Below are 26,408 nucleotides of genomic sequence, written 5' to 3' on the forward strand. Positions count from 1 at the left end.
AGCGCGCCACAATGTCCACCGACCCGCTGCTACAGCCTTACACCATCAAAAATCTGACCCTGCGAAACCGCATCATGACCACGTCTCATGAACCGGCGTACCCGGTTGACGGGATGCCGAAGGAGCTATATCGGGCCTATCACGTGGAGCGGGCCAAGGCAGGGGTCGCGCTGACGATGACCGCGGGGTCGGCAGCCGTCTCTCGTGACAGTCCGCCTGTGTTCAACAACGTGCTGGCGTATAAGGACGAGGTCGTCGGCTGGCTCAAGGACCTGACCGATGAGTGCCACGAACACGGCGCTGCCGTCATGATCCAGCTGACGCATCTGGGTCGTCGTACCCGCTGGGACAAGGCGGACTGGCTGCCGGTGGTCTCGCCCTCCCATCGCCGCGAGGCGTCCCACCGCTCGTTTCCCAAGAAGCTGGAGGCATGGGACATCCAGCGCATCATCCAGGATTACGTCGACGCCGCCGAACGGATGAAAGCTGCCGGCATGGACGGTCTGGAGCTTCAAGCCTACGGGCATTTGATGGATCAGTTCTGGTCGCCTCTGACCAATGACCTGGACGACGAATACGGCGGTTCCCTGGACAATCGCCTGCGTTTCACCTTCGATATCCTGCGCGGCATTCGCAAGCGCTGTGGGGAAGACTTCCTGCTCGGCGTGCGCTACACGGGCGATGAGGATCTGCCGGGCGGGTTTGGTGCTCAGGAAGGGATGGCCATCTCACACAAGCTCAAAGACAGCGGCCTGGTGGACTTCCTCAACGTCGTCAAAGGGCACATCGATACCGACGCGGGCCTGACTGATGTGATCCCGATCCAGGGCATGCGTAACTCACCGCATCTGGATTTCGCGGGTGAAATCCGTGCCGCCACGGGCTTCCCTACGTTCCACGCCGCCAAGATTCCCGACGTTGCCACCGCTCGCCATGCCATTGCGTCCGGCAAGGTCGACATGGTGGGCATGACCCGTGCGCACATGACTGATCCACACATCGTGCGCAAGATCATCGAGAAGCGCGAAGAGGAGATTCGGCCGTGTGTCGGCGCCAACTATTGCCTGGACCGGATCTACCAGGGTGGCGCGGCCTACTGCATTCACAATGCGGCAACCGGGCGTGAAACCACGATGCCCCACGAGATCCCGAAAGCCGCCACTGCGCGCAAGGTCGTTGTGATCGGCGCAGGCCCCGGCGGACTGGAAGCGGCACGGGTCGCCGCAGAACGCGGGCATGACGTGACTGTGCTGGAAGCCGCCGATCGCCCGGGCGGACAGATACGGCTGACCGCGCTGAGCGAGCGGCGCCGGGAAATGATCGGCATCATCGACTGGCGCATGGCGCAATGCGAACGGATGGGGGTGAAATTCCACTTCAACACGTGGGCCGAAGCGCACACGGTGCTGGACCATGAGCCGGATGTGGTGATCGTCGCGACCGGAGGCCTGCCGGACACCGATGTGCTTAAGGAAGGCAACGAGTGGGTCGTGTCGGCGTGGGACATCATTTCCGGCGATGTAAAGCCTGGCAAGAACGTGCTGATCTTCGACGACGCAGGGGATCACGCTGCGCTCCAGGCGGCTGAAGTCATTGCTAAAAGCGGTGCTCGGCTGGAAATCGTCACCCCGGACCGCGCCTTCTCACCCGAAGTCATGGCCATGAACCTTGTGCCTTACATGCGCAGCCTGCAGGACCTGGATGTGGTATTCACCGTGACCTATCGCGTCGAATCGGTCTTACGGCGCGACGGCAAACTCGTCGCGGTATTTGGCAGCGATTACGGCAAGGTCAATAAGGAGCGCGTGGTCGATCAAGTGGTGATCAACCACGGCACGCTGCCGATGGATGAGTTGTATTTTGAGCTACGTCCCCTGTCGAGCAACGGCGGCGCGGTCGAGCAACACGATTTGATCGCGGGCAAGGCACAGAATCTGGTGACCCATCCGGAGGGACGTTTCCAGCTGTTTCGCATCGGTGACGCAGTGGCCGCGCGTAATACCCACGCCGCTATTTACGATGCGTTGCGTCTGGTGAAGGACATCTGACGACCGCAGTGCCTGACACACAAAGGACTGCTGCGCAGCCCATCGCCTGCAAGCAAGGCTCCTACGCCCTTCGGGCAGAATCAAAAGCGTCACGTTCGGAGTCGTGCCGATACGCCCTTCGGGCAGAAGCAAAAGCGTCAGGTTCGGCGTCGTGCCGATACGCCGCAGTGGCAGATCAAAGAGCACCAGGTTCGACATTGGGCCTGGGACAGATGGGCCTGATGTTGAACCTCACAAACCATTGCGCGCTACCGTGGCGCCTGACTGTAACGCCTGGCCCAACATGCTTTCAAAGCCCGCATCCATCAGGCCATGCAAGGCAGCGGCGGTCACACCTTTGTACGCCACCAACGAATCAATCATCGCCTGCGGATCATGCCGGTCCAGCAGCTGACTGGCCGACACCACCACGCCGTGTGCCGCCTGCCGGGCAACGTCCTCGGGAACGCCAGCGTTGATGGCTTGATGAATGAGCGCGGTCATCAACAATGCAGGAAATGCCGGACCCGTGCCCGACATCGCGCTCAGGTAGTCAATGCAATCTTCGTCTGGTACTCGGCTCGCCGTGCCGACGCACTCAAGCAGACCTTGGATGAGCTCAACCTCGGGGGGCGTGAGTTGACTTGCGCAATACCAAGGCGTGAATGAGCGTCTTATCTCGACCGCAGCATTAGGCATTGCCCGCACGACGGTTGCAGCGCCAGTGGCCTCAACAATCGCCTGGGAGGAGACACCGGCCATCAGCGAAATGACGCGCTTACCCGCGGCGTCAATAGTGAGCGCTTTGAATTGCTCGGGGCGCACCGCGATGATCACGGTGGCACTGGCATCCACCAGCGCCTGGTTTTCGGCCAGCAGATGGGCGCCTGTATGCGCCAACGGATGACTGCCGGAGCGGTTGGACAGCAACAGTCGATCAGGTGCGATGAACGCGCCATCCAGCATTGCTGCGGCAAGCGACCCGCCCAACCAGCCGGTGCCACCAATAATGCCGATGACACCCATCGTGTCAGCTCTCATCCACCGATGCCTCGAACGTGTCGACCAAGGCTACAAACTCCCCCGGCTGCTTCTCGGAGTAGCCGAATTTGCCGAAGAAACGGTCAAGCTCGCGCTTTTTCGGGGCCTTGCCGGTAAAGATGCTGACGTAGTGCGGGATGCGACGGAAGCGCTCAGTGACGTCTTCACTGGTCTTCATGGAGATATAACCGATCTGCGTGAGGTAAATGGTACGGGCCCGTGTGTCGGCGCCATCGCAATCGTATCCAAAGCGCCTGAACATCGCTGACAACGCGTTGATGCGGGCCTGGTCCGCTGCCGCGATTTCCGCCGACACTTCCTCAGACTGCAAAGCCCAGCTGCGCACGGCAAATTCGAACTGGGAGTCGAAAAGTTCGGTATTGAGCCAGCACTCGAAAACATTGAGGATCGCCTCGGTAATATTTTCCGCATAGCTTTCGCATTGCTTGACCATCCCTCCGGTGTTCTTGTCCTTCCAACGGGCCAGGAGCGCGTCCAGTAGTTGCTCGCGGTCCTGAAAAAACCAATAGAAGCTGGTTCTGGACAGATTCAAGCGTTTGGCCAGCGGCATCACGCGAACGGCATCGATACCCGACTCTTTCAACGCATCATAGGCGGCCTCAAGCCATCCTTCCGGTGAGCCCCGCCAGCCAGAATCCTGGGATTTACCCCGTTCCTTGCCTGATACCGACATCACGTGTCGCCTTTGTCTTTGAGTAAGTGAGCGAACTGTACGCCCCTGCTTTTTGGATGTACATCCATGTACATTCTACCGACAGAGGGAGTAAGGCTTTGCTGAATCAGCCGCGGTGATCAAAACAAGGCCCACGTGAGGCGCCTGGCAGTGTGTCTGAGAAGCGCGCGCTTACGATCAAAATGCAGCAGTCTTGCTCACACATCCGCCACCACCGCACTCACATGAATCGCATCATGCCGCCAATACTCCAGATCGCAATCGATCAGCCGCCCCTGCTGGTCATGATTGACCCGCGCGATGCGCAGGCCGGGGCTGCCGATGGAGACTTTCAACGCCGCCGCTGCATCGATCGGTAACGCCGTCGGCACCATTTCGAAACGCACCTGGCCGTAACGAATGTCGTAATGACTGGCGTACAACTCGGTCAACGATTGATTGAGATCGAACTCGAGAATCATCGGGAAATATTCAGGATTGAGGTAGTGCTCGACGTACAGCACCAGGCGTTGGTCGATGCGTCGTGCGCGGCAGATCTGGATCACGCTCGATAATGCGGGCAAGCGCAACAACTCACACACCATCGCCGAAGCGGGCTGTAAACGCGCGGAAATCATCTGGGTTTCGGGCACACGCCCTTGGGCAGTAACCATGGCGTGAAAGTGGCTGCGACGCATCAAGTCGTAAGCCAGACGCGGCGGCGAGATGAACCAGCCTCGCCTTTCCTCTCGGTAAATCAGGCCCTGCGCCTCAAGCTGCACCAGCGCCTCGCGCAACGTGATGCGCGTGGTGTCGAACACTTCACTGAGTTTGCGCTCGGCTGGCAGCTTGCTACTGGGCGGCAACAGGCCGTGCTCGATCTGCTCTTGCAGAGCGTTGCAAATGGTCGTCACGGCTCGTGGCACGTCTTCGCGCATTTCGTTACCTATCTGGACTAGACCAGCGCTATTTGGGGGCAAAGTCTGCAACGCAACGGCCCATTTGTGTGCTGCAAAGCCTAGGGAGCGTAGATGACTGTTCGGTGACAGGCCACAAACGTGCCTTCAAAATTCGGCCACAGCCAATGCATTTAGCCTTTTCAGATCAATTACTTGAGCATGGTCTACGCTTAGCCGACAGCCGTATCCGTAGCCCTGGCATTCACCAGCAAAAGTCGGTCCAGACACGAAAGTGTCATTGAACAGGCCTAACTTGGCTCAGGTATTGCTGACCTAGACCAACCCATCCGCAACGATCACTTCTAAGAATTCGTCGAGAAGTGCACAAGGAGCTTCGAATGAAACACCTTTTGCTGGCATCACTCCTGGGTTCGGCCATCGCGCTGAGCACATCGGCCATGGCCGCGGACGCTGACCTGAAAACGCTGGAAGCCGCTGCCAAGACCGAAGGTGCGGTCAACAGCGTGGGCATGCCCGACGACTGGGCGAACTGGAAAGGCACCTGGTCGGACCTCTCGACCAAATACGGTCTCAAGCACATGGACACTGACATGAGCTCGGCTCAGGAAGTGGCCAAGTTCGATGCGGAAAAAGACAACGCCAGTGCCGACATCGGTGACGTCGGCGCAGCCTTCGGCCCGATTGCTACGGCAAAAGGCGTGACCCAACCTTACAAACCCACCACGTGGGATCAGGTCCCGGACTGGGCGAAAGACAAAGATGGTCACTGGGCATTGGCCTACACCGGCACCATCGCTTTCATCGTCAACAAGAAGCTGCTGCACGGTTCTGAAGTCCCAACCAAATGGACCGACCTCAAGTCCGGCAAATACAAAGTCACCATCGGTGACGTGAGCACCGCAGCCCAGGCGGCCAACGGCGTGCTCGCCGCTGCGATCGCCATGAAAGGCGACGAAAGCAACATCGCCCCAGGCCTGCAATTGTTCACGGAACTTGCCAAGCAAAAACGTCTGGGTATCAACAACCCAACCATCCAGACCATGGAGAAAGGCGAAGTAGAAGTCGGCATCGTCTGGGACTTCAACGGCCTGAGCTACAAAGCCAAGATGACCAACCCGGATGACTACGTGGTGCTGATCCCGTCCGACGGTTCGGTGATCTCTGGTTACACCACCATCATCAACAAATACGCCAAGCACCCGAACGCCGCCAAGCTGGCGCGTGAGTACATCTTCAGCGATGCAGGCCAGACCAACCTGGCGCGCGGTAACGCCCGTCCGATTCGTGCCGAGCACCTGAAGCTGCCGGAAGACGTGCAGAAGCAACTGCTGCCCAACGAGCAGTACAAAGGCGTGACCCCGATCAAAGACCCAGCCGCCTGGGAAAAAACCTCGAAAGCCCTGCCACAGCAGTGGAACGAGCAAGTGATCGTCGAAATGCAGTGATGCCCCGCTGGCGCTTCAAGGACGAAGCGCCAACTTCAATCCTGCTTCTGCCCGAAGGGCGTAGGAGTCTGGCTTGCCGACGATCTGCCGGGTACCGGCAGCCAAACCTGAATATGCGGTGTGCCTGTTGCACCGAGGCGTCTGGTTCTGGGGCTGCTTCGCCGCCCATCGTCGGCAAGCCGGACTCCTACGGCCTCCGGCCAGAATCAAAACCACATCAGGGCCCGACCAAGGCAGCATCAAAACCAGATCAAGGCCCAGTGTTGCTTCACCCTCGAATTCGAATACCCGGAGCGGCACATGAAACACAACGTCATCCTGATCCTGCTGGACGGCTTGAGCTACAGCGTTGCCCGTCATGCAATGGGGCATTTGCTGGCTTACAGCGATGCCGGCCGCGCTGCGCTGTACAAGCTGGAATGCGAGCTGCCGTCGTTGTCCCGTCCGCTGTACGAATGCATTTTGACCGGGGTTGCACCCATCGACAGCGGCATCGTGCATAACCAGGTGTCACGCCTGTCCAATCAGCGCAGCGTGTTCCACTATGCTACTGAAGCAGGGCTGACCACCGCAGCAGCGGCTTATCACTGGGTCAGCGAGTTGTATAACCGCTCGCCCTTCATTGCCGCGCGCGACCGCCACACCGATGCACCGGAACTGCCGATCCAGCACGGTCATTTCTACTACGTCGATCACTACCCCGACTCACACTTGTTCGATGACGCCGAGCATCTGCGCCTGCGCCATGAGCCGAACTTTCTGTTCGTTCACCCCATGAACATTGACGACGCCGGGCACAAGCACGGCCTCGACACCCCGCAATACCGCAACAGCGCACGCACCGCCGACATCATTCTGGCCGAGTACCTGCAGCGCTGGCTCGACGCTGGTTTCCAAGTGTTGGTAACGGCTGATCACGGCATGAACAACGACCGCTCGCACAACGGCATCTTGCCGGAAGAGCGCGAAGTGCCGCTGTTCGTGATCGGTGACGCCTTCAGCCTGAACCCCGACGCACATCCCAAACAAACCGAACTTTGCGGCACCGTCTGCGAACTGCTCGGCGTGACCCACGACAAGCCAGTCTGCAGGGAGATACTCAAGTGAATTCACAAAGCCGGGGCAAATGGCTGGGGCTGTTGTGCCTGCTGCCCTTCGCCATCTTCTTCATTATTTTCCAGATCGCGCCGTTGGTGTGGGTGGCGATCAACAGCCTGCATTCCGAGGCTGGCTGGGGCATTGAAAACTTCATCAAGGCCTTCGACTCGCGCTTCTATCGTCAGGCGATTCAGTACAGCCTGGAGATCAGTTTCTGGTCGAGTGTGATCGGCATCATCATTGCGATCCTCGGCAGTTATTCGCTGCGCAAAGTGCCGTCGCGGCTGCGGGATTTCGTGAGTGCCTTCGCCAATATGACCAGCAACTTTTCCGGCGTGCCGCTGGCGTTCGCGTTCATCATCCTGCTGGGCTTCAACGGCGCGCTGACGCTGATCCTCAAACAAGCGGGGATCATCGATGACTTCAATCTGTACTCCAAGACCGGCCTGATCATTCTCTACACCTACTTCCAGATTCCGCTCGGCGTACTCCTGCTGTATCCGGCATTCGACGCGCTGCGCGAAGACTGGCGCGAATCGGCGTCCTTGCTCGGCGCCAGCAGTTGGGATTTCTGGCGGCACATCGGGATTCCGGTGCTCACCCCTGCCCTGCTTGGCACCTTCGTGATTCTGCTGGCCAACGCCCTCGGCGCTTATGCCACGGTCTACGCGCTGACCACCGGCAACTTCAACGTGCTGCCCATCCGTATCGCAGCGATGGTGGCCGGAGACATCACGCTGGACCCGAACATGGCCAGCGCCCTGGCGATGATTCTGGTGGGCTTGATGACCCTGGTGACCATCGTCCATCAATGGCTGTTGAAGAGGAGCTACCATGTCTCGCGCTGAACGCGGCCCGGCCGGGCTCTACCACCGCATCGTGGTGTACATCCTTTTTCTGATTCTGCTGGCGCCGTTGCTGGGGACGTTCGTGTATTCGATCGCCACCAGTTGGTCGGCGACGATCCTGCCCAGCGGCCTGACCTTCAAGTGGTACATCGCGCTGTGGAGCGACCCGCGTTTCTTAATGGCCTTCGCGCAATCGTTGCTGGTGTGCGTCGGCGCTCTATTGCTCTCGGTGGTGCTGGTGTTGCCGCTGCTGTTCGTGGTGCATTACCACTTCCCGAAACTCGACAGCGTGATGAACATCCTGATCCTACTGCCCTTCGCGGTGCCGCCGGTGGTGTCTTCGGTAGGGCTGTTGCAGCTCTATGGTTCCGGGCCGATGGCGATGGTCGGTACGCCGTGGATTCTGATCGGCTGCTACTTCACCGTAGCGCTGCCGTTCATGTACCGGGCGATCACCAATAACCTGCAAGCGATCAATCTGGTTGACCTGATGGACGCCGCCCAACTGCTCGGCGCGAGCACCTTTCAGGCCGCCGTGCTGGTGGTCCTGCCGAACCTGCGCAAGGGCCTGATGATCGCCCTGTTGCTGTCGTTTTCCTTCCTGTTCGGCGAATTCGTGTTCGCCAATCTGCTGGTGGGTACGCGTTACGAGACCCTGCAGGTGTACCTCAACAACATGCGCAACAGCAGCGGCCACTTCAACAGCGCGCTGGTGATCTCTTATTTCCTCTTCGTGCTGCTGCTGACCTGGGCTGCCAATCGATTGAACAAGGACAAAGACTGATATGAGCTTCGTCAGTGTTGAAAACCTGCAAAAGAATTACGCCAGCACGGCGGTCTTCAGCGATATAAATTGCGAGATCAAGAAGGGCGAGTTCGTCACCCTGCTCGGTCCGTCCGGCTGTGGCAAATCCACGCTGCTGCGCTGCATCGCCGGGTTGACCTCAGTCACCAGCGGCCGGATATTTCTGGACGGCAAGGACCTGGTCCCCGTTGCCCCGCAAAAACGCGGCATCGGCATGGTGTTTCAGAGCTACGCGCTGTTCCCGAACATGAACGTGGAGCAGAACGTCGCGTTTGGCCTGCGCATGCAGAAGGTCAGTGCCGATGAAAGCAAACAGCGGGTGGCCGAGGTGTTGAAGCTGGTGGAGTTGGGCGAATACGCCAAGCGCTACCCTCATCAGATGTCTGGCGGGCAATGCCAGCGTGTGGCATTGGCGCGTTCGCTGGTGACGCGCCCTCGCCTGCTGTTGCTCGATGAGCCGCTGTCGGCGTTGGACGCACGGATTCGTAAGCACTTGCGCGAGCAGATCCGCGCGATCCAGCAGGAACTGGGCCTGACTACGATTTTCGTGACCCATGATCAGGAAGAAGCGCTGACCATGTCGGACCGGATTTTCCTGATGAACCAGGGCCGGATCGTCCAGAGCGGCGACGCGGAAACCTTGTACACCTCGCCGGTCGATGCCTTCGCCGCAGGTTTCATCGGCAACTACAACCTGCTGGAGCCCGATGCCGCCAGCCGCCTGATGCAGCGTCCGATCAACAGCCGCGTGGCGATTCGTCCCGAAGCCATTCAGTTGAGCCTGACCGGGGGGCTGGAAGGCGAGATCCGCAGCCACAGTCTGCTGGGCAACGTGATTCGTTATCGCGTACAAGCGCGCGGCGTGGATCTGGTGGTGGATGTGCTCAACCGCTCGGCCAGCGACTTGCACCCCAACGGCCAGCGCGTCACCCTGAACATCGAAGCGTCGGCACTGTGCGAGGTGGCATAAGCGCCGCATGACCCGCGACGAAATCCTGTAGGAGCGTGGCTTGTTCCGCGATCGGCGGGGAACCCGTCGTAGAATCTGCGACGGAATTCAGACTGACACACCGCATTCGCCTGGATTGCTGTCGGTTCCCGGCAGATCGCGGGACAAGCCACGCTCCTACAGTTGATCTGCGTGTAAATGATTTAAGAGGACAGCAGCAATGGCACTAGCAATTTTCGACCTGGACGAAACACTGATTCACGGCGACTGCGCCAGTCTGTGGAGCGAGCAGATGGGCCGCCTTGGCTGGGTCGATCCAGAATCTTTCATCAAGCGCGACCACGAGCTGATGGAGGCGTACGGCAACGGCGACCTGGCGATGGAGGACTACATGGCCTTCAGCCTGGAACCGATGATCGGGCGTACACCCGAAGAAGTGGAGTTTCTGGTGGGGCCGTGGGTCGAGGATTTCATCGAGCCGATCATTTTCAGCGACGCCACCAAAACCATCGCTCAGCATCGCGCGGCTGGCGACCGGATTCTGGTGATCTCGGCCTCAGGTGTGCACTTGGTCAAAGCCATCGCCGAGCGCATCGGCGTCGATGAAGTACTGGCGATTGATCTGGGCATCGCCCATGGCGTATACAGCGGCCAGACCACCGGCGTGCTGACCTACCGCGAAGGCAAGATCACCCGCTTGATGGAATGGCTGGATCAGGAAGGCGAGAACCTTGAGGGCGCCAGCTTCTATTCCGATTCGCGCAACGATTTACCGCTGCTGCTGAAGGTCGATTTCCCCCATGCAGTGAACCCGGACGCAACCCTGCGCGAACACGCCGAAAAAGCCGGCTGGCCGATTCATCACTGGAAGTAGCCCGGCACCTGTAGGAGCGAACTTGTTCGCGAGGCGGCGCGCCTGACACACCGCGTCAAACCTCGCCAACAAGTTGGCTCTTACAGACTTACGCCAGACTTTCGTCAATCACCAGTACCACCTTGCCCGACACCTGATTGGTCGCCAGCTCGGCAAACGCCGCTTCGGCATCGCTGATCGGGAAGCTGCGCGCCAGTTGCGGCTTGAGGCGGCCTTCGGTGAACAGCGGCCAGACGTGTTGCCCCAGATCGCTCAACAGATCAGCCTTGAACTGATCATCGCGGCTGCGCAACGTCGAGCCCAGGATCTGAATGCGCTTGCCCAGCACCAACGCCATGTCCAGCTCCGCTTTGCGCCCGCCCATCAGCCCGATCAACACCAGACGACCATCGACACCCAGCACTTTCAGATTCAGCGCCGCGTAGTTGGCGCCCACCGGATCCAGAATGACATTGAACGGTGCAAAGTCGCTTAGGCTGTCCAGGCTTTCAGTGCGAATCACCCCGCCCTGAGCACCCAACGCTTCGCAGTACGCCAGACGCTCGGCAGACCCAACGCTCACCCAGCACGGGTTACCGAAGGCTTTGCAAAGCTGAATGGCGGCTGAACCAACTCCACTTGCGCCGGCGTGCAGCAAAACTTTTTCACCGGGTTTGAGCCCTGCCAACTGAAACAGATTCAACCAGGCGGTGGCGTAGACTTCCGGGATACCGGCAGCCTCATGCAGCGAGATGCCTTCGGGAACCGGTAAAACATGACGCGCATCGACCACGGTTTCTTCGGCCATCGCCCCGCCCGCCAACAACGCGCAGACGCGGTCCCCCACCTGCCAGGACGTGCCCGGCCCCACTTCAGCGATCACCCCGGAACACTCCATGCCGAGGATTTCGGTGACGCCCGGCGGCGGCGGATACAGACCGGCGCGCTGGAGCAAATCGGCTCGATTGAGTCCGGCCGCAGCGACCTTGATGCGCACTTGGCCGACATCAAGCGTCGGTGATGGCTGTTGGACCCATTCCACTTGACCTTCAACGCCTTGCAATGCTTTCACGGTGCCTCCATAGTGAGTTCTCGACTGAGTCCGATGTGCTCTTAATAGGCATTCGGGCTTTTTGCATTATGCGACCGGGTTCGCATCAGGCTGTGTGAACACGTCACGGAGCCTGAGACTGAACCGGCGACCTTAAAGACGGCCTAATATGCGTTATCAATTGTCCCCGCGTCGAATCAGCATGAAGCAATTTTTGCCCAGCACACTTGCATTGCTCATTGGCCTCAGTGTTTTGCCAATGTCCGCCAACACCTTTGCTGCCAACAGCTGGGATAATCTTCAACCCGATCGGGACGAGGTGATAGCCAGCCTCAATGTGGTGGAACTGCTCAAGCGGCACCACTACAGCAAGCCGCCTCTGGACGACAAGCGCTCTGAGATCATCTACCAGAGCTACCTGAAATTGCTCGACCCTGCCCGCAGCTACTTTCTGGCCAGCGATATCGCTGAATTCGACAAGTGGCGTACGCAGTTCGACGATTTCCTCAAGAGCGGCGACCTGCAACCTGGCTTTACCATCTACAAGCGCTATCTGGACCGCATCAAGTCGCGTCTGGATTTTGCCTTGGCGGAACTCGACAAGGGCGTCGACAAGATCGATCTGACCACCAAGGAAACCTTGCTGGTTGATCGCAAAGACGCCGCCTGGCCCAAGAACGAAGCTGAACTGGACGACCTGTGGCGCAAACGCGTCAAGGATGAAGTCCTGCGCCTGAAGATCGCCGGCAAAGAGCCTGCGAAGATTCAGGAAACCCTGACCAAGCGCTACAAGAATCAATTGTCGCGTCTGGCCCAGACCCGCAGCGAAGACATTTTCCAGGCGTATGAAAACAACTTCGCCATGTCCTACGATCCGCACACCAACTACCTGTCACCAGACAGCGCGGAAAACTTCGACATCAACATGAGCCTGTCGCTGGAAGGCATCGGCGCCGTGTTGCAGAGTGATAACGACAACGTCAAGATCGTGCGATTGGTGCCTGCTGGCCCTGCAGCCAAAACCAAGCAGGTCGCTCCGGCTGACAAGATCGTCGGCGTCGCCCAAGGCGATAAAGAGATGGTCGATGTGATCGGCTGGCGTCTTGATGAAGTGGTCAAACTGATTCGCGGTCCGAAAGGCTCTGTCGTTCGCCTGGAAGTGATTCCGGCCAGCAACGGCCCGAACGATCAGACCAGCAAAATTGTCTCCATCACTCGTGAAGCGGTGAAACTTGAAGAGCAGGCGGCCAAGAAGTCGATCCTGCACCTCAATCAGGACGGCAAGGACTACAAACTGGGCGTCATTGAAATCCCGGCGTTCTATCTGGACTTCAAGGCTTACCGTGCTGGCGATCCGGAATACAAATCCACCACCCGTGACGTCAAGAAGCTGCTGACCGAACTGCAAGGCGACAAGGTTGACGGCGTGGTCATTGACCTGCGCAACAACGGCGGCGGCTCATTGCAGGAAGCCACCGAGCTGACCAGCCTGTTCATCGACAAAGGCCCGACCGTTCTGGTGCGTAACGCAGACGGTAAAGTGGACGTGCTCGAAGACGAGAACCCTGGCGCGTTCTACAAAGGGCCGATGGCCTTGCTGGTGAACCGCCTTTCTGCCTCGGCTTCAGAGATTTTCGCCGGTGCCATGCAGGACTATCACCGCGCGCTGATCATCGGCGGCCAGACCTTCGGCAAAGGCACGGTGCAAACCATTCAGCCGCTGAACCACGGCGAACTGAAACTGACCCTGGCCAAGTTCTACCGCGTGTCGGGCCAGAGCACCCAGCATCAGGGCGTACTGCCTGACATCGCGTACCCGTCCATTATCGACACCAAGGAAATCGGCGAAAGCGCGCTGCCGGAAGCGATGACTTACGACACCATCAAGCCTGCGATCAAGCCTGCAGTCGACCCGTTCAAGCCGTTCCTGGCGCAGCTGCAATCGCGCCATGACGTGCGCTCGGCCAAAGACGCCGAGTTTGTGTTCATCGAAGACAAGCTCGCGCTGGCGAAGAAGTTGATGGCGGAAAAAACTGTCAGCCTCAATGAAAGCGTGCGTCGCAGTGAGCACTCCGATATCGAAAATCAGCAATTGAGCATGGAAAACATCCGCCGCAAGGCCAAAGGCGAAGACCCGCTCAAGGAGCTTAAGAAAGAAGACGAAGACGCACTGCCGGTCGACGATGATAAAACCAAGCCCGAAGACGACGCTTACCTGTCAGAAACCGGGCGCATCCTCATCGATTATCTGGGTCTGAGCGGTAGCGTGGCAAAGAAGTAATACGGTAGGCCTGAGTGATCAGGTAAAGCTTCATGAAATTGCTGGCGATGTAATACCATTCGTCATCAAACAGTCATGAAGCTGTCGTGAAATACGGGGCTCTGCGCTATCGCGTCGAGCCCCTTTTTCTTGCCCCGAGATTGCCATGACCGTCACTGAACAGCTGAGCGCACTGAGTTCGATTCTGGCTCAGGGCGACTTGCACAGCCTGTTTCAACCGATTGTGTCGCTGTCTGACCGCCGAATCCTGGGCTACGAAGCCTTGACGCGCGGCCCTTCCAACAGCTCGCTGCACTCCCCCATCAGCCTGTTCGCGGTCGCGCGGCAAGCCGGCCGTTTGAGTGAACTGGAATTGGCCTGTCGCGAATCTGCCTGTCGGCGGTTCAGTCAGCACAAGCTTGAAGGCAAGCTGTTCCTCAATATCTCCCCCGAGTCTCTGCTGGAGGCTTCTCACCCGCCCGGCCGCACGCTTGAATTGCTCGCCAGTCACGGCATCCCGCCCAGCCAAGTAGTAATCGAGCTGACCGAACAGACGCCAACCGACGACTTCGGACTTCTGTACACCGCGCTGCATCATTATCGCGACATGGGCTTTTCCATTGCACTGGACGACCTCGGCGCCGGTTACTCGAGCCTGCGCTTGTGGTCGGAATTGCGCCCGGATTACGTCAAGATCGATCGGCACTTCATTGACGGCATTCATCAGGACGCAGTGAAGCGTGAATTCGTAGGCTCGATGCTGCAAATGGCCAAGGCCTCGCGGGCGATGGTGATTGCAGAGGGGATCGAGCTGCGCGAAGAACTGGAAGTGCTGATCGATATGGGCATCGATCTGGTCCAGGGCTATTTGCTCTGCCGTCCCCAGGAAAATCCTCCCCGTGATGCTCGCGCCATGCTGCCAAAGGCAGATGCCAGTGCCGCGAGCTTGAGCGAAGAGGGCAGTGACCTGGGCGCTCTGCTCAACGAACATCCGGCCGTTTTGCAATCAACGCCCACCGCCAGTGTGCTCGAAGCCTTCCGTAAACAAGCCAACCTCAACTCGCTGGCAGTGCTCGATGAACAAAGCCAGCCCATCGGTATCGTCCACCGGCACTCGTTGTCGGACGTGCTGCTGCAACCGTTCGCTACCGAGATCTATGCACGCAAACCGATCAGCCGCCTGATGAGTGATGACTTTTTGGCGGTGGAGCTGACGCAATCGCTGCAACAAGTCAGCCGCCTGATCACCAGCCGCGCGCGGCAGCGGATCGAGGAAGATTTCATCATCATGCAGAACGGTGCTTACCTGGGCCTGGGCCGGGTGATCGATGTGCTGAAGTTGATCACGGAGCTGAAGATTCAACAGGCGCGCTATGCCAACCCACTCACGTTGTTACCGGGCAATGTGCCGATTCAGCAATGCCTGACGCGGCTGTTGCAGCAGGGTCGCGAGTCGATGATCTGCTACGTGGACATCGACAGCTTCAAGCCCTTCAACGATATCTATGGCTACGGCCGTGGCGACGAGGTGTTGCTGTGTCTGGCGCAATGCCTGAACGACCGCATCGACCCCAGTCGCGACTTTGTCGGGCACATTGGCGGCGATGATTTTCTAATGGTGCTGGGCTCTGAAGATTGGCGCAAACGCCTGAACCTGCTGCTGGAAGATTTCCAGAATCAGTGCCGCCGCTTCTATCGCGCCGAACATTTGCAGGCAGGGTGTTTTGTCGCGCTCAACCGACAAGGCCAGCGCCAGGAATTTGCGTTGCTGTCGCTGTCGATTGGGGTGGTGCATCTGCATCCGCAGGCGTGCAGCGTGCTGGATGCGAGCCAATTGGCGGAGTTGGCGTCACAGGCCAAGCATCACGCCAAGGACGTGCTGGGGGCAAGTATTCATGTGATTGATACAGCGGAGATAGCTGCAAGCTCTAAGCTGCAAGCCTCAAGCTGAATGCATGTACCTGTAGGAGCGAACTTGTTCGCGAGGCTTTTCAATTGAAATACTGCGTCGGCTGCCTCGCCAACAAGTTGGCTCCTACAGACCTGCGGCGATCACTCGTCCTGTGAGTACTCAAATTCAAACACCCGCACCACTTCCGACGCATGCCATGACGCTGCAGCGACGCCATCAGAGGGTCCGGAAAAACGCCCGAGCCGCTCGGCACACTCGAAAAAACCAGTGCGCGGCAGGCGACTCGCACCCTGGCTGATCACCAGCGAACTGCGCAACGGCTGTTCGGATTTGGCGTCCATGGCGGCGAGGTGTTCGAGGGCGGCGGTAAGGGTGAGCATCGCAGGCGTCGGCAACTGCAAACGTTCGAGCAGCGCTCGGTAGGTGACCAGATGACGCTGGCGCCGTGCGAGATCCAGTTCAGCCAGTAGCGCTTCCCAGTGCTGGCGGCTGATCCTCACGCTCATGACACACCTCGCCAGCCTGCGACGCCGAGTTCCCACGCCAGACTGCGGCGAATGGCGGCGTCCGGAATGCGCGTGCCGTTCTCAATCAGTTCAAGGTAAGACGGGCTGATGCCGACAGTGCGGGCCAGTTGAGCAACTTCCAGACCTTTGGCCTGACGCAGCGGCCCCAGTTGGTCGAGCCCGGGCAACTCTTCTTCAGCAGTTGAAGCGCTGGCAGCAGATAGCTCAGCACCGGCAGCACTTTGTGCACTCGAAAGTCCGGCAGCCCGAAGCAGCGACTGATACTGCGCCCATGGCAGCACTGCGTATTCTGGCTCTCCATCACGAGATATGACCTGAAGATCCATACAACCCCCTGTAAGACAGCAACTTGTTGCAAGTACGCTTTTTCTTTTCTATGGCGGCATCTTAACAGTGGATCGACGCAAGTTGGTTCGCCCTTCTCTGTAGGAGCGAATTCATTCGCGAGACGTTCTGCTGGCCAATGATGACGGATCAGCCTCAGCTACATCTCGCGAATAAATTCGCTCCTACAGAAGGTAACGGGTCAATCCGTGAGGTAACGGGTCAATCCGTGAGGTAACGGGTCAATCCGTGGATTTTTCCTGCGCCAACAACTTTGGATTGGCAGGCAAACGCTCAACCACCGCAAGCTTCTCCGGGCTTTGCTTCGCGCGCCATGCACGGAAGGCATCCAGCTCGACGTTCAGACTTTTCATCACCCACGCCAGCACGGCGATGTCATCGAGCATGCCGAGCCCTGGAATCCAGTCCGGGATGGCATCCAGCGGGCTGAGGAAGTACATCAGCCCCGCCACTACCGACAGAATCGCCTTGGGGCTGATCGCACGGTACTCACCGCGCCAGTACGCCAGACACAGTGCTTGCAGCAGTTTGAGGTCATCCTTGAGTTTGCCCAGCCGATTTCCCTCGCCCGCGCCCTTGCGAGCCACAGCAAAGAGCAGCGTCGGCAAACGGCCCGCCGCCATCAGGCGCCGAGCCATCGGCAGGTAACGGATTAAATTCCAGGGTGCTTTCATGCTCACTCCAGGGTGCTAATAACGAACCGTTGAGAAAAATGCGACGTCTGAATACCGCTGCTACGAGCACCAGAATGTTATCCACACAAGTTGTGGATAACCTTGTGAACAGAGGCACTTTTCAGCGCTGAAACCCCCGTTCTACTGGGCTTTGGCTTAGATCGCGCGTTTTTTACTCACACAAATAAACACAAAAAATCATTGACTTAGACCCACCCCGAGACTAGCCGAGGCTTAAAACAAGACGATGATCTAATCGTCGGACAATCCGCGTAACCCGCGAATTCGTCAACGATATTGGGACTCTGCGCGAAAGGCTGGGTTCGGTCTGTTTATCACAGATACAAAAATGCCCCGAAAAACGGGGCATTTTTTCAAGCGCTCATCGACGAATCGATTACTTCTTGGCGGCAGGTTTTGCCGGTGCAGTCTCTTCCTGCTCTTCGTCGTCTGTTGCTGCAGCGCCTGCTGCGGCTTCATTGGCGACAGCTGCCGGATCTTTGATCGCCAGCAGTTCCAGATCGAATACCAGCACCGAGTTGGCCGGGATCATCGGGCTTGGGCTCTGAGCGCCGTAAGCCAGATCGCTAGGAATGTAGAGTTTGACCTTCTCGCCTACGTGCATCAGTTGCAGGCCTTCAACCCAACCCGGGATCACGCCGCTAACCGGCAGATCAATCGGGCTGCCGCGCTCAACCGAGCTGTCGAAGACTTTGCCGTCAGTCAGTTTGCCTTCGTAGTGAACGGTCACAACGTCGGTTGGCTTAGGCTGAGGGCCGTCGGCTTTCTTGATGATTTCGTATTGCAGACCGGAAGCGGTAGTGGTCACTTCCTTACGCTTGGCGTTTTCTTCGAGGAACTTCTTGCCAGCGGCTGCCGACTCTTCGCTCATCTTGGCCATGCGCTCTTCAGCACGTTTTTGCAGATCGCCGAACGCTGCTACCAGTTCGTCGTCTTTGAGTTTCTGTTCTTTCTTGCCGACGGCGTCTTCGATACCCAGCGCTACCGCTTTGGAATCCAGATCGTCCATACCTTCCTGAGCCAGGCTTTTGCCCATGTTCAGACCGATACCGTAGGAGGCTTTTTGCGCCGGAGTTTTCAGCTCGACGGTGCTGGCTTGTTTGTCGCAACCTGCGAGTACCAGACCGACCAGGGCTATCGCCGCTGCCAACCGATGCTGTTTCATGCTAATTCCTTGTTCATGCGCCAATAGGGCAAACGAGTAAAGCCGCGAGCTTATCAGGCCGCCGCGATCAATGGCTACCGGCATGAGAGGGAGAAAAGGCAGATAAGTTCAGGTATCCAAAGGTTTTCTTGTTTGATCGAGAAAGTCGTTCAGTTCGGGTTCAGAAATGCGTGATTGATCCTGTAGGAGCCAACGTGTTGGCGAGGCGATCTGCGCTTCAAACCGATAGACCGCCTCGCGAACAAGTTCGCTCCTACAGAGTGAGACGCCTGCTTTAGTAAACATCCCGCAAATATCGCTTCTGCTCGGTCAGAGAGCGCAAATGCTCTGCCGCGCCCTCCTCGCTCAATCCGCCGTGCTGCGCAATCACTTGACGCAGCGCCAGATCCACATCCTTGGCCATGTGCGCCGCGTCGCCGCACACATACACCTGCGCGCCTTCCTGCAACCAGCGCCACAGTTCAGCCCCTTGCTGCTGAATCCGATGCTGCACATAAATCTTCTCGCCCTGATCACGCGAGAACGCCAGGCTCAGGTTCGTCAGCAGGCCGTCGTGCTGCATGCCTTCGAGCTCATCGCGATAGTAAAAATCGCTGACCGCATGCTGTTCGCCAAAGAACAGCCAGTTCTTGCCACGATCGCCCCGCGCCCTGCGCTCCTGAAGAAACCCGCGAAATGGCGCCACGCCGGTACCCGGTCCGATCATGATCATCGGCACATCGCCATCGCCGGGCACGCGAAAATGTTTGGACGGCTGTAGGAAAATCGGCACCTCGCACCGCTCAGCACGGTCGGCGAGAAACGTCGAGGACACGCCTTTGCGCTTGCCGTAACGCACTGCGGACACCGTCAAATGCACCTCGTCGGGATGCGTTTTGGAACTCGAAGCGATGGAGTAAGAACGCGGCTGTAAAAGCTTGAGCGAACCAACCAGCTCCTGCGCGCTGCAACGCATCGGAAATGCCTGTAGCACGTCTGCCAACTGCCGTCCCCACAACCAGTCCTTCAGCTCGCCTTTATAGGCTTCGCCCAAGAGCACTTTCAGCTCAGGATTGCGACTGCGTTCGGCGATGAACTGCAACGTATCGAAATGCGGTTTGGCGATCTCGAAATGCCGGACCAACGCTTCGCCCAGCGGCACGTCGCCGTGTTTTTCGATGGTCACCGGACGCTCGGCATCGAGGCCCGTCAGGTCGAGCAATTCCTCGACAAGCTCCGGACAGTTGCGGGGCCATACACCGAGGGCATCTCCCGCTTCGTAGTGAAAGCCCGAATCACCCAGCGTCAGCGCAAACTGCCGGGTGTCCTTCTGCGCGCCTGCAGCGTTCAGTCGTCGATTGATCGACAAGCCAGACGAAAGCGGTAGCGAACGCGTATGCAGCGCCACCAACGAGGCGCTTTCACCGGCCGGCAACTCAGGCACATCAAGCGACAGCGCCTTTTGCAGCGCCTTGAACCAGGCATCCGCTGGCACTTCGAATTCCGGATCGCAGTCAACGCGTGGCAGCAAAGCCGAGGCGCCGAGGCTTTCGAGGCGTTGATCGAGATTTTTGCCGTGCTGACAAAAGCTGTCATAACTCCGATCGCCCAGCGCCAGCACCGTGTAGCGCAGGTTCTCGAGCCTGCTGTCGTGTTGGCGCAGCGATTGCCAGAAACCCTGGCCGTTATCCGGAGACTCTCCGTCGCCGAAGGTGCTGCTGATCAGCGCAAGGTTGTCGACTTCGGCCAGTTGCGTAGCAGGGAAGCTGTCCATTGCACGTACATCAATGGCGATGCCGGCGTTACGCAAGCGCCTGCCGAAGCGCTCAGCCAGGGATTCCGCGTTGCCGGTTTGCGAGGCCCAGAGCAACGTCAGCAGCGGTTTGCCCTGTGACTCGTGAGCAACCTCGGCAGCGGGCGCCGTTTCGAAAAACCGATGAGCAATCAGCCCCACCCGCTGCAAAGCCACAGCGCTGTATTTGAACTCTGGCTGAAATGAGATCGGGTCCACAGCGTCGCTGGTGACTGCATTGATCGCCAGGTTTTCCCCAAAGACATCGTTCCAGTGAAACGGCGCAAAACAGTTGCCCGGACGAACCCGATCGGTGACCACCGCAGGCAATACTGCACGCCCGCGCACTGAACGGACCTCCACGGCGTCCTTATCCTTGATGCCGAACAACGCGGCGTCTTCCGGGTGCAGCTCGATAAACGGGTTGGGGTTGAGCTTGTTCAGCGTCGGCACTTTCCCGGTTTTGGTCAGCGTGTGCCATTGATGCTGTAGCCGACCGGTATTGAGCACTAAGGGATAGGCTTCGCTGGGCATTTCTGCCGGGGGCAAATGGGGGCGCGGCAGGAACACCGCCTTGCCGCTGGCCGTCGGAAACACCACAGCAGGACGACTGCCATCCGGCTCGAAGATCAAGGTCTGGCTGACGCCGTCATTAAGGTAGCGAACCGGGTTGCGCTCGTTTGCGTCGTGAGAGGCGACAGGCCATTGCAGGGGCGTCTGGCGAAGACGCGCATGACTGGCGCCGCGAATGTCGTAGCCGGTCTTGGGGTTCCAGGCGCGCTTTATCTCTTCGAAGACCTCGGCCGCCGACGCGTACGTGAACGCCTCGGCGTAGCCCATTTCACAGGCGACCCGCGCGATGATCTGCCAGTCCGGCAAACTGTCGCCGGGGGCGTCCACGGCTTTTTGCGTGAGCGTCAGGTTGCGCTCGGAATTGATCATCACCCCGTCGGCTTCGGCCCACAACGCGCCGGGCAAAAGGATGTTGGCGTAGCGGTTGGTTTCGGTGTCGAGAAACGCATCCTGAGTGATGACAAGTTCAGCGGCGCGCAGGCCTTCGATCACGGTCTGGCGATTGGGCACCGATGCCACCGGATTGGTGCAGATGATCCAGCACGCTTTGATGTCGCCGTCGCGCATCTGCTCGAACATCGCCACCGTGCCGCTGCCGGACTCGGTGCGCAAGGTCCCCGCCGGGACACCCCACATGCCTTCTATATAGAGACGGTCCTCCGCCACCAGCGCGGAACGTTGTCCGGGAAGTCCTGGGCCCATGTAGCCCATTTCCCTGCCGCCCATTGCATTGGGCTGGCCGGTGAGTGAGAACGGTCCGCTGCCAGGGCGACAAATGGCGCCTGTCGCCAGATGCAGATTGCACAGCGCGTTGGTGTTCCACGTGCCATGGGTGCTCTGGTTCAGGCCCATGGTCCAGCAGCTCATCCAGTCGCGGCCCTCGCCGATCATCACCGCTGCCTGGCGAATGTCCTGCTCGGGGATGCCGGTGATAGCCGCGACCTTGTCCGGCGTGTAATCCGCCAGAAACGAAGGCATCACGTCCCAGCCTTCGGTGAAAGAGGCGATGAACGCCGGATCGGTGTGACCGTTTTCCATCAGTAGATACAGGAGGCCATTGAGCAGGGCCAGGTCGGTGCCGGGCTTGATCTGCATGAACAGACCAGCCTTGTCGGCAGTGGTGTTGCGCCGGGGATCGACGACGATCAACTGCGCACCAGCCTTGACCCGATCCATCATGCGCAGGAACAGAATCGGGTGACAGTCGGCCATGTTCGCGCCGATGACGAAGAACACGTCGGCCTTGTCGAAATCTTCGTAGGAGCCTGGCGGGCCATCAGCGCCCAGCGACAGTTTGTAGCCGCTGCCGGCGCTGGCCATGCACAGGCGCGAGTTGGATTCGATGTGAGCGGTGCGCACGAACCCTTTGGCGAGCTTGCTGGCCAGGTACTGCGCCTCCAAAGACATTTGCCCGGACACATAAAAGGCCAGGGCGTCCGGGCCGTGGGTGTCGATGATCGCTCGCAGGCGGCGGGCGGTTTCGCTGATGGCGAAGCCGATGTCGGCGCGCACCGGCTCCTGGCTGCGCACGTCACGCAGGTAGGCCGAATCCATACGTCCGGATTCCGTCAGCGGCTGGGCACAAGTCGTGCCCTTGGTGCACAGGCGCCCGTAATTGCTAGGGTGCGTCTTGTCCCCGGTCACTTTGATGACCCGGTTGTTCTCGACCTGCATGACGATCCCGCAGCCAACACCGCAATAAGGACACACACTTGAAACGCTTCGACTCGCCATACCCATTTCCCGAAACCAAAAAAAAAACGCCCTGTTCTCCTCCGTCTGAAACGGGGAGCACACGGCGCCTTTGTCGTGAAGATGGCGATCGGCGTTGATCACCTTTGACGGGGGTGTTGCAAGGGATGGGCCAGAGGGGCGGCCGAAAGTTGTAAGCCCCAAGCTGCAAGCCTCCAGCTGCAAGTGAACCTGTTGGAGCGAGGCTTGCCCGCGAAGCTGATAACGCGGTGAGCCTGACACACCGCACTCGCAGCTTCGCGGGCAAGCCTCGCTCCAACAGGATTTGGCTCCTTGGGGGTTTCAGGATTGCGACACAGGGTTTAGGCATCACAATGATGCGCAACCGATCATTCACGCACTTTTTTCGCGCCATTTGCAGAACAATCGAAAGCGTCCGGCGATGCGTTAGCGGACTCTCATCAGTGGCTGTTAATCAGTCTTTTAACCAGCATTTACCGGACAGCCAAGCCCCGACAACCCGCCAGACCCGCGCCCCCAACCACCCTCTGGCACACCCCTTGCTTTGACCAACCAAGTCCAGCCTGAATGCGCGGTTGGCGGCCCTGACGTTCAATGACGATCGTCAGCCCAGCAGGGCATCGGGCCAAGCAGGTTGCACCCACACTGTGGTCGGGTGGCAACCCACAAAGAACAGGCAAAGGCGCCTGGAACCGAAAGGTTCCGGGCGCTTTTTTTTTGCTTTCGAAAAACCTGAATTGGCTTTGGCCGGGACTTGCTATGAACACCACAGTCGCCCCTTTTGAAGATGTGCCCACCCTGATCGTCATCGGTAACGGCATGGTCGGCCACCAATGCGTCGCGCAATTGATCGCCGACGGCGCGCTGGATCGCTACCGCATTCATGTGTTCGGCGAAGAGCGCCAGCGCGCCTACGACCGCGTGCATCTGTCCGAGTACTTCGGCGGGCGTGACGCCGAGTCCCTGGCCATGTGCGAAGCCGAGCTGTATCAACAGAGCGGGGTGACGCTGCATTTGGGTGTGCCGGTGCTGGAAATCGACCGCGTTCGGCGTGAAGTCATCACCGCCAGCGGTTGCTTCCCGTTCGACAAACTGGTGCTGGCGACCGGTTCGTACCCCTTCGTGCCACCGATTGAAGGCGCGGCCGGCGATTCGCGCCTGGTCTATCGCACTCTGGACGATCTGGACACCATCCGCGCCGCGGCCAAAAACGCCAAACGCGGTGTAGTGGTCGGCGGCGGCTTGCTTGGCCTGGAAGCGGCAAACGCGCTGAAGTCTCTGGGGCTGGAAGCCCACGTGGTGGAATTCGCCCCGCGCCTGATGCCGGTGCAACTGGATGACTTCGGCGGCGCGGCATTGAAGGCTCGTATCGAAGCACTGGGCGTTGGCGTGCATTTGTCTCGCGCCACGCAGTCGATTACGCCGGGCGAGGAATACCGCTACCGGATGAATTTTGCCGGCGACGAATTTCTTGAAACTGACCTGGTGGTGTTCTCCGCCGGGATTCGCCCGCAAGACGCCCTCGCCCGCCAGTGCGAGCTTGAGTTGGGGGCACGCGGCGGCATCGCGATTGACGAGCATTGCCGCACCAGCGACGCCGACATATTCGCCATCGGCGAATGCGCGGCCTGGAACGGCAGCGTGTTCGGCCTGGTTGCCCCGGGCTACCAAATGGCGCGTAACGTTGCGGCGCAGTTGTGCGACCTGGACGCCGAGCCATTCTTCGGCGCGGACATGTCGACCAAACTCAAACTGCTCGGCGTTGACGTCGGTTCCATCGGCGATGCCCATGGCGCACTCACCGGCGCGCGCAGCTATCGCTTCATCGACGAAGCCAGCGGCAGCTATCGCCGACTGGTGGTGTCGGCCGACGGCAAACAGGTGCTCGGCGCCGTGCTGGTGGGCGACAACAGCTACTACGACACCCTGCTGCAATACGCGCAAAACGGCATCAAGCTGCCCGCCGATCCGTCGAGCCTGATCATGCCGCAGAGCGGCGGTGTGCCAACCCTGGGCGCTGATGCACTACCCGACAGCGCGACCATTTGCTCCTGTCATAACGTGAGCAAGGGCGCGATCTGCGCCGCCATCGATGGCGGCTGCACCGACCTTGGCGGGTTGAAAGCCCAGACCAAAGCCTGCACCGGTTGCGGCGGTTGCGCCGGATTGCTCAAGCAGGTCTTCGAGCACGAGCTGATCGCTCGCGGCGTGACGGTCGATAAAAGCCTGTGCGAACACTTCGCCTTTACCCGCCAGGAGCTGTACGCGATGGTGCGCGTGGAAGGCATTGAAACCTTCGACGACATGCTTGCCCGTCACGGCAAAGGCCACGTCGGCTGTGACATCTGCAAACCGGCGATTGGCTCGATCCTAGCGTCGTGCTGGAACCGGCCGATCATGGATTCAAAACTGGTGCCGTTGCAGGACACCAACGACACGTTCATGGCCAACATGCAGAAGAACGGCACCTACTCGGTGGTACCGCGTATTCCCGCCGGTGAAATCACGCCTGACGGCCTGATCGCCATTGGCGCGGTGGCGAAAAAATACGACCTGTACACCAAGATCACCGGTGGTCAGCGCATCGATCTGTTCGGTGCACAGTTGCACGAACTGCCGGACATCTGGAGCGAGCTGATCGCGGCAGGCTTCGAAACCGGTCACGCGTACGGCAAATCGACGCGCACAGTGAAATCCTGTGTTGGCAGCACGTGGTGCCGTTACGGCGTGCAGGACAGCGTGCAAATGGCGCTGAACATTGAGGACCGCTACAAGGGCCTGCGCTCGCCGCACAAACTCAAGTTCGCCGTCTCCGGTTGCACTCGCGAATGCGCCGAAGCCCAAAGCAAAGACATCGGCGTGATTGCCACCGAGAACGGCTGGAACCTCTATGTATGCGGCAACGGCGGCATGCGTCCACGCCACGCCGAACTGTTCGCCACCGACCTGGACGACGAAACCCTGATTCGTTACATCGACCGTGTACTGATGTTCTACATCCGCACCGCCGACAAATTGCAGCGCACCTCAGTCTGGCGCGAAGGCCTGGAAGGCGGGCTGGATTACTTGAAAGCCGTGGTCATCGACGACAGCCTGGGCTTGGGCCAAGAGCTGGAAGCGCAGATGCAACTGGTGGTCGACCGCTACGAATGTGAGTGGGCCAACGCCCTACACGACCCGGAAAAACTCAAGCGCTTCCGCACCTTCGTCAACGACAAGAGCGCCGACCCGGACATCCATTTCGTCAAGGAACGCAGCCAGCGTCGCCCGGCCCGTGCCGATGAACTCAAACTGATCGCCGTCGAGGAAATTGCCCAATGAACCAGGCCAACGCAGCAATGATCGACAAAGCCTCCGTACAGACTTGGCGCGCGGTATGCGGGCGCAACGATCTGGTACCCAATTCCGGCGTGGTGGCGCTAGTGGGCAACACCCAGGTGGCGTTGTTTCAGGTGGTTGACCCCAGCGGCGCGGCGCAGATTTTTGCCGTGGACAATCGCGACCCGGTCACCGGGGTCAACGTGATCGGCCGCGGGATCATCGGCAGTCTGTCGGGGGATCTGGTGATTGCCTCGCCGCTGTACAAACAGCATTACCGCCTGGAAGACGGCACCTGTCTGGAAGATGCGGCGCTGCGGTTGCGCACCTGGGCGGTGCGGCTGGAGGGGGATGTCGTAGAAATTGGCCTGCCCTGAAAACTGTAGGAGCGAACTTGTTCGCGAGGCGTCATATCAAAT

The 26,408-nt window shown here is 59.2% G+C and carries 20 protein-coding genes; 11 read left to right on the forward strand and 9 right to left on the reverse strand.

Translation table 11 applies throughout. From position 1 onward, the window contains the following. Positions 1-11 precede the first annotated feature (11 nt). Entirely contained in the window at positions 12-2,048 is a 2,037-nt protein-coding gene (locus ACWKWM_RS11240) for an oxidoreductase (protein ID WP_483846211.1), read from the forward strand. A gap of 231 nt (positions 2,049-2,279) precedes the next feature. On the opposite strand, the gene ACWKWM_RS11245 is transcribed toward ACWKWM_RS11240, so the two are convergent. From ACWKWM_RS11245 to ACWKWM_RS11255, 3 genes are all read right to left on the reverse strand, one after another. Beyond that, positions 2,280-3,068, reverse strand: a complete 789-nt coding sequence (locus ACWKWM_RS11245; protein ID WP_483846212.1) for a pyrroline-5-carboxylate reductase family protein — start codon at positions 3,066-3,068, stop codon at positions 2,280-2,282. Then, positions 3,058-3,762: a TetR/AcrR family transcriptional regulator gene (locus ACWKWM_RS11250; RefSeq protein ID WP_483846213.1), complete on the reverse strand. Its 705-nt coding sequence runs from the start codon at positions 3,760-3,762 to the stop codon at positions 3,058-3,060. The genes ACWKWM_RS11245 and ACWKWM_RS11250 overlap by 11 nt, the downstream gene beginning before the upstream one ends. A gap of 197 nt (positions 3,763-3,959) precedes the next feature. Next, the gene (locus ACWKWM_RS11255) at positions 3,960-4,679 is read right to left on the reverse strand and encodes a UTRA domain-containing protein (RefSeq protein WP_483846214.1); all 720 of its coding nucleotides are present in this window, start codon (positions 4,677-4,679) and stop codon (positions 3,960-3,962) included. 359 nt (positions 4,680-5,038) lie between these two features. Here ACWKWM_RS11255 and ACWKWM_RS11260 point away from each other — a divergent pair, with 359 nt between their 5' ends. The 6 genes from ACWKWM_RS11260 (at position 5,039) to ACWKWM_RS11285 (ending at position 10,680) form a co-directional block, all read left to right on the forward strand. Further along, the gene (locus ACWKWM_RS11260) at positions 5,039-6,106 is read left to right on the forward strand and encodes an ABC transporter substrate-binding protein (RefSeq protein ID WP_483846215.1); all 1,068 of its coding nucleotides are present in this window, start codon (positions 5,039-5,041) and stop codon (positions 6,104-6,106) included. A 300-nt stretch (positions 6,107-6,406) separates the two neighbouring features. Further along, positions 6,407-7,213 carry an alkaline phosphatase family protein gene (locus ACWKWM_RS11265; protein ID WP_483846216.1) on the forward strand — a complete coding sequence of 269 codons (807 nt, stop codon included), beginning with the start codon at positions 6,407-6,409 and terminating at the stop codon, positions 7,211-7,213. Then, positions 7,210-8,052, forward strand: coding sequence for an ABC transporter permease (locus tag ACWKWM_RS11270; protein WP_483846217.1), 843 nt, complete (start codon positions 7,210-7,212; stop codon positions 8,050-8,052). Before ACWKWM_RS11265 ends, ACWKWM_RS11270 begins: the two co-directional genes overlap by 4 nt. After that, entirely contained in the window at positions 8,039-8,836 is a 798-nt protein-coding gene (locus tag ACWKWM_RS11275; protein WP_483846218.1) for an ABC transporter permease, read from the forward strand. Before ACWKWM_RS11270 ends, ACWKWM_RS11275 begins: the two co-directional genes overlap by 14 nt. Position 8,837: 1 nt before the next feature. Then, on the forward strand, positions 8,838-9,827 hold the full coding sequence (locus ACWKWM_RS11280) for an ABC transporter ATP-binding protein (protein ID WP_483846219.1): 990 nt from the start codon (positions 8,838-8,840) through the stop codon (positions 9,825-9,827). Positions 9,828-10,026: 199 nt separating this feature from the next. Then, positions 10,027-10,680, forward strand: a complete 654-nt coding sequence (locus tag ACWKWM_RS11285; RefSeq protein WP_483846220.1) for an HAD family hydrolase — start codon at positions 10,027-10,029, stop codon at positions 10,678-10,680. An 88-nt stretch (positions 10,681-10,768) separates the two neighbouring features. Here the strand turns inward: ACWKWM_RS11285 and ACWKWM_RS11290 are convergent, their stop codons facing one another. Next, on the reverse strand, positions 10,769-11,731 hold the full coding sequence (locus ACWKWM_RS11290) for a zinc-binding dehydrogenase (protein WP_483846221.1): 963 nt from the start codon (positions 11,729-11,731) through the stop codon (positions 10,769-10,771). Between the two features lie 181 nt (positions 11,732-11,912). Between ACWKWM_RS11290 and ACWKWM_RS11295 the strand changes: the two genes are divergently transcribed. Together ACWKWM_RS11295 and ACWKWM_RS11300 are read left to right on the forward strand one after the other, a co-directional pair. Further along, positions 11,913-13,991, forward strand: a complete 2,079-nt coding sequence (locus tag ACWKWM_RS11295; RefSeq protein ID WP_483846222.1) for a carboxy terminal-processing peptidase — start codon at positions 11,913-11,915, stop codon at positions 13,989-13,991. 145 nt (positions 13,992-14,136) lie between these two features. After that, positions 14,137-15,921: a bifunctional diguanylate cyclase/phosphodiesterase gene (locus ACWKWM_RS11300; protein ID WP_483846223.1), complete on the forward strand. Its 1,785-nt coding sequence runs from the start codon at positions 14,137-14,139 to the stop codon at positions 15,919-15,921. Positions 15,922-16,022: 101 nt separating this feature from the next. Here the strand turns inward: ACWKWM_RS11300 and ACWKWM_RS11305 are convergent, their stop codons facing one another. The 5 genes from ACWKWM_RS11305 to ACWKWM_RS11325 all read right to left on the reverse strand — a co-directional run bounded on the left by ACWKWM_RS11305 (position 16,023) and on the right by ACWKWM_RS11325 (position 22,692). Next, positions 16,023-16,388 carry a hypothetical protein gene (locus ACWKWM_RS11305; RefSeq protein WP_483846224.1) on the reverse strand — a complete coding sequence of 122 codons (366 nt, stop codon included), beginning with the start codon at positions 16,386-16,388 and terminating at the stop codon, positions 16,023-16,025. Next, positions 16,385-16,735 carry a helix-turn-helix domain-containing protein gene (locus ACWKWM_RS11310; protein ID WP_483846225.1) on the reverse strand — a complete coding sequence of 117 codons (351 nt, stop codon included), beginning with the start codon at positions 16,733-16,735 and terminating at the stop codon, positions 16,385-16,387. The genes ACWKWM_RS11305 and ACWKWM_RS11310 overlap by 4 nt, the downstream gene beginning before the upstream one ends. Positions 16,736-16,975: 240 nt before the next feature. Beyond that, positions 16,976-17,428, reverse strand: a complete 453-nt coding sequence (locus ACWKWM_RS11315; protein ID WP_483846226.1) for a YkvA family protein — start codon at positions 17,426-17,428, stop codon at positions 16,976-16,978. Between the two features lie 397 nt (positions 17,429-17,825). Then, the gene (gene bamJ, locus ACWKWM_RS11320; protein WP_483838400.1) at positions 17,826-18,614 is read right to left on the reverse strand and encodes a BamJ family beta-barrel-assembly machinery protein; all 789 of its coding nucleotides are present in this window, start codon (positions 18,612-18,614) and stop codon (positions 17,826-17,828) included. A gap of 274 nt (positions 18,615-18,888) precedes the next feature. After that, a complete protein-coding gene (locus ACWKWM_RS11325) occupies positions 18,889-22,692 on the reverse strand; it encodes a bifunctional nitrate reductase/sulfite reductase flavoprotein subunit alpha (protein ID WP_483846227.1) in 3,804 nt (1,267 codons plus the stop codon). A 738-nt stretch (positions 22,693-23,430) separates the two neighbouring features. Here ACWKWM_RS11325 and nirB point away from each other — a divergent pair. Continuing rightward, positions 23,431-25,992, forward strand: a complete 2,562-nt coding sequence (nirB, locus tag ACWKWM_RS11330; RefSeq protein ID WP_483846228.1) for a nitrite reductase large subunit NirB — start codon at positions 23,431-23,433, stop codon at positions 25,990-25,992. After that, positions 25,989-26,366 (forward strand): nitrite reductase small subunit NirD, encoded by a 378-nt coding sequence (gene nirD, locus ACWKWM_RS11335; RefSeq protein WP_483846229.1) that lies wholly within the window; start codon positions 25,989-25,991, stop codon positions 26,364-26,366. The genes nirB and nirD overlap by 4 nt, the downstream gene beginning before the upstream one ends. Positions 26,367-26,408 lie beyond the last annotated feature (42 nt).

The sequence above is a fragment of the Pseudomonas rosaeacicularis genome (assembly GCF_057128745.1).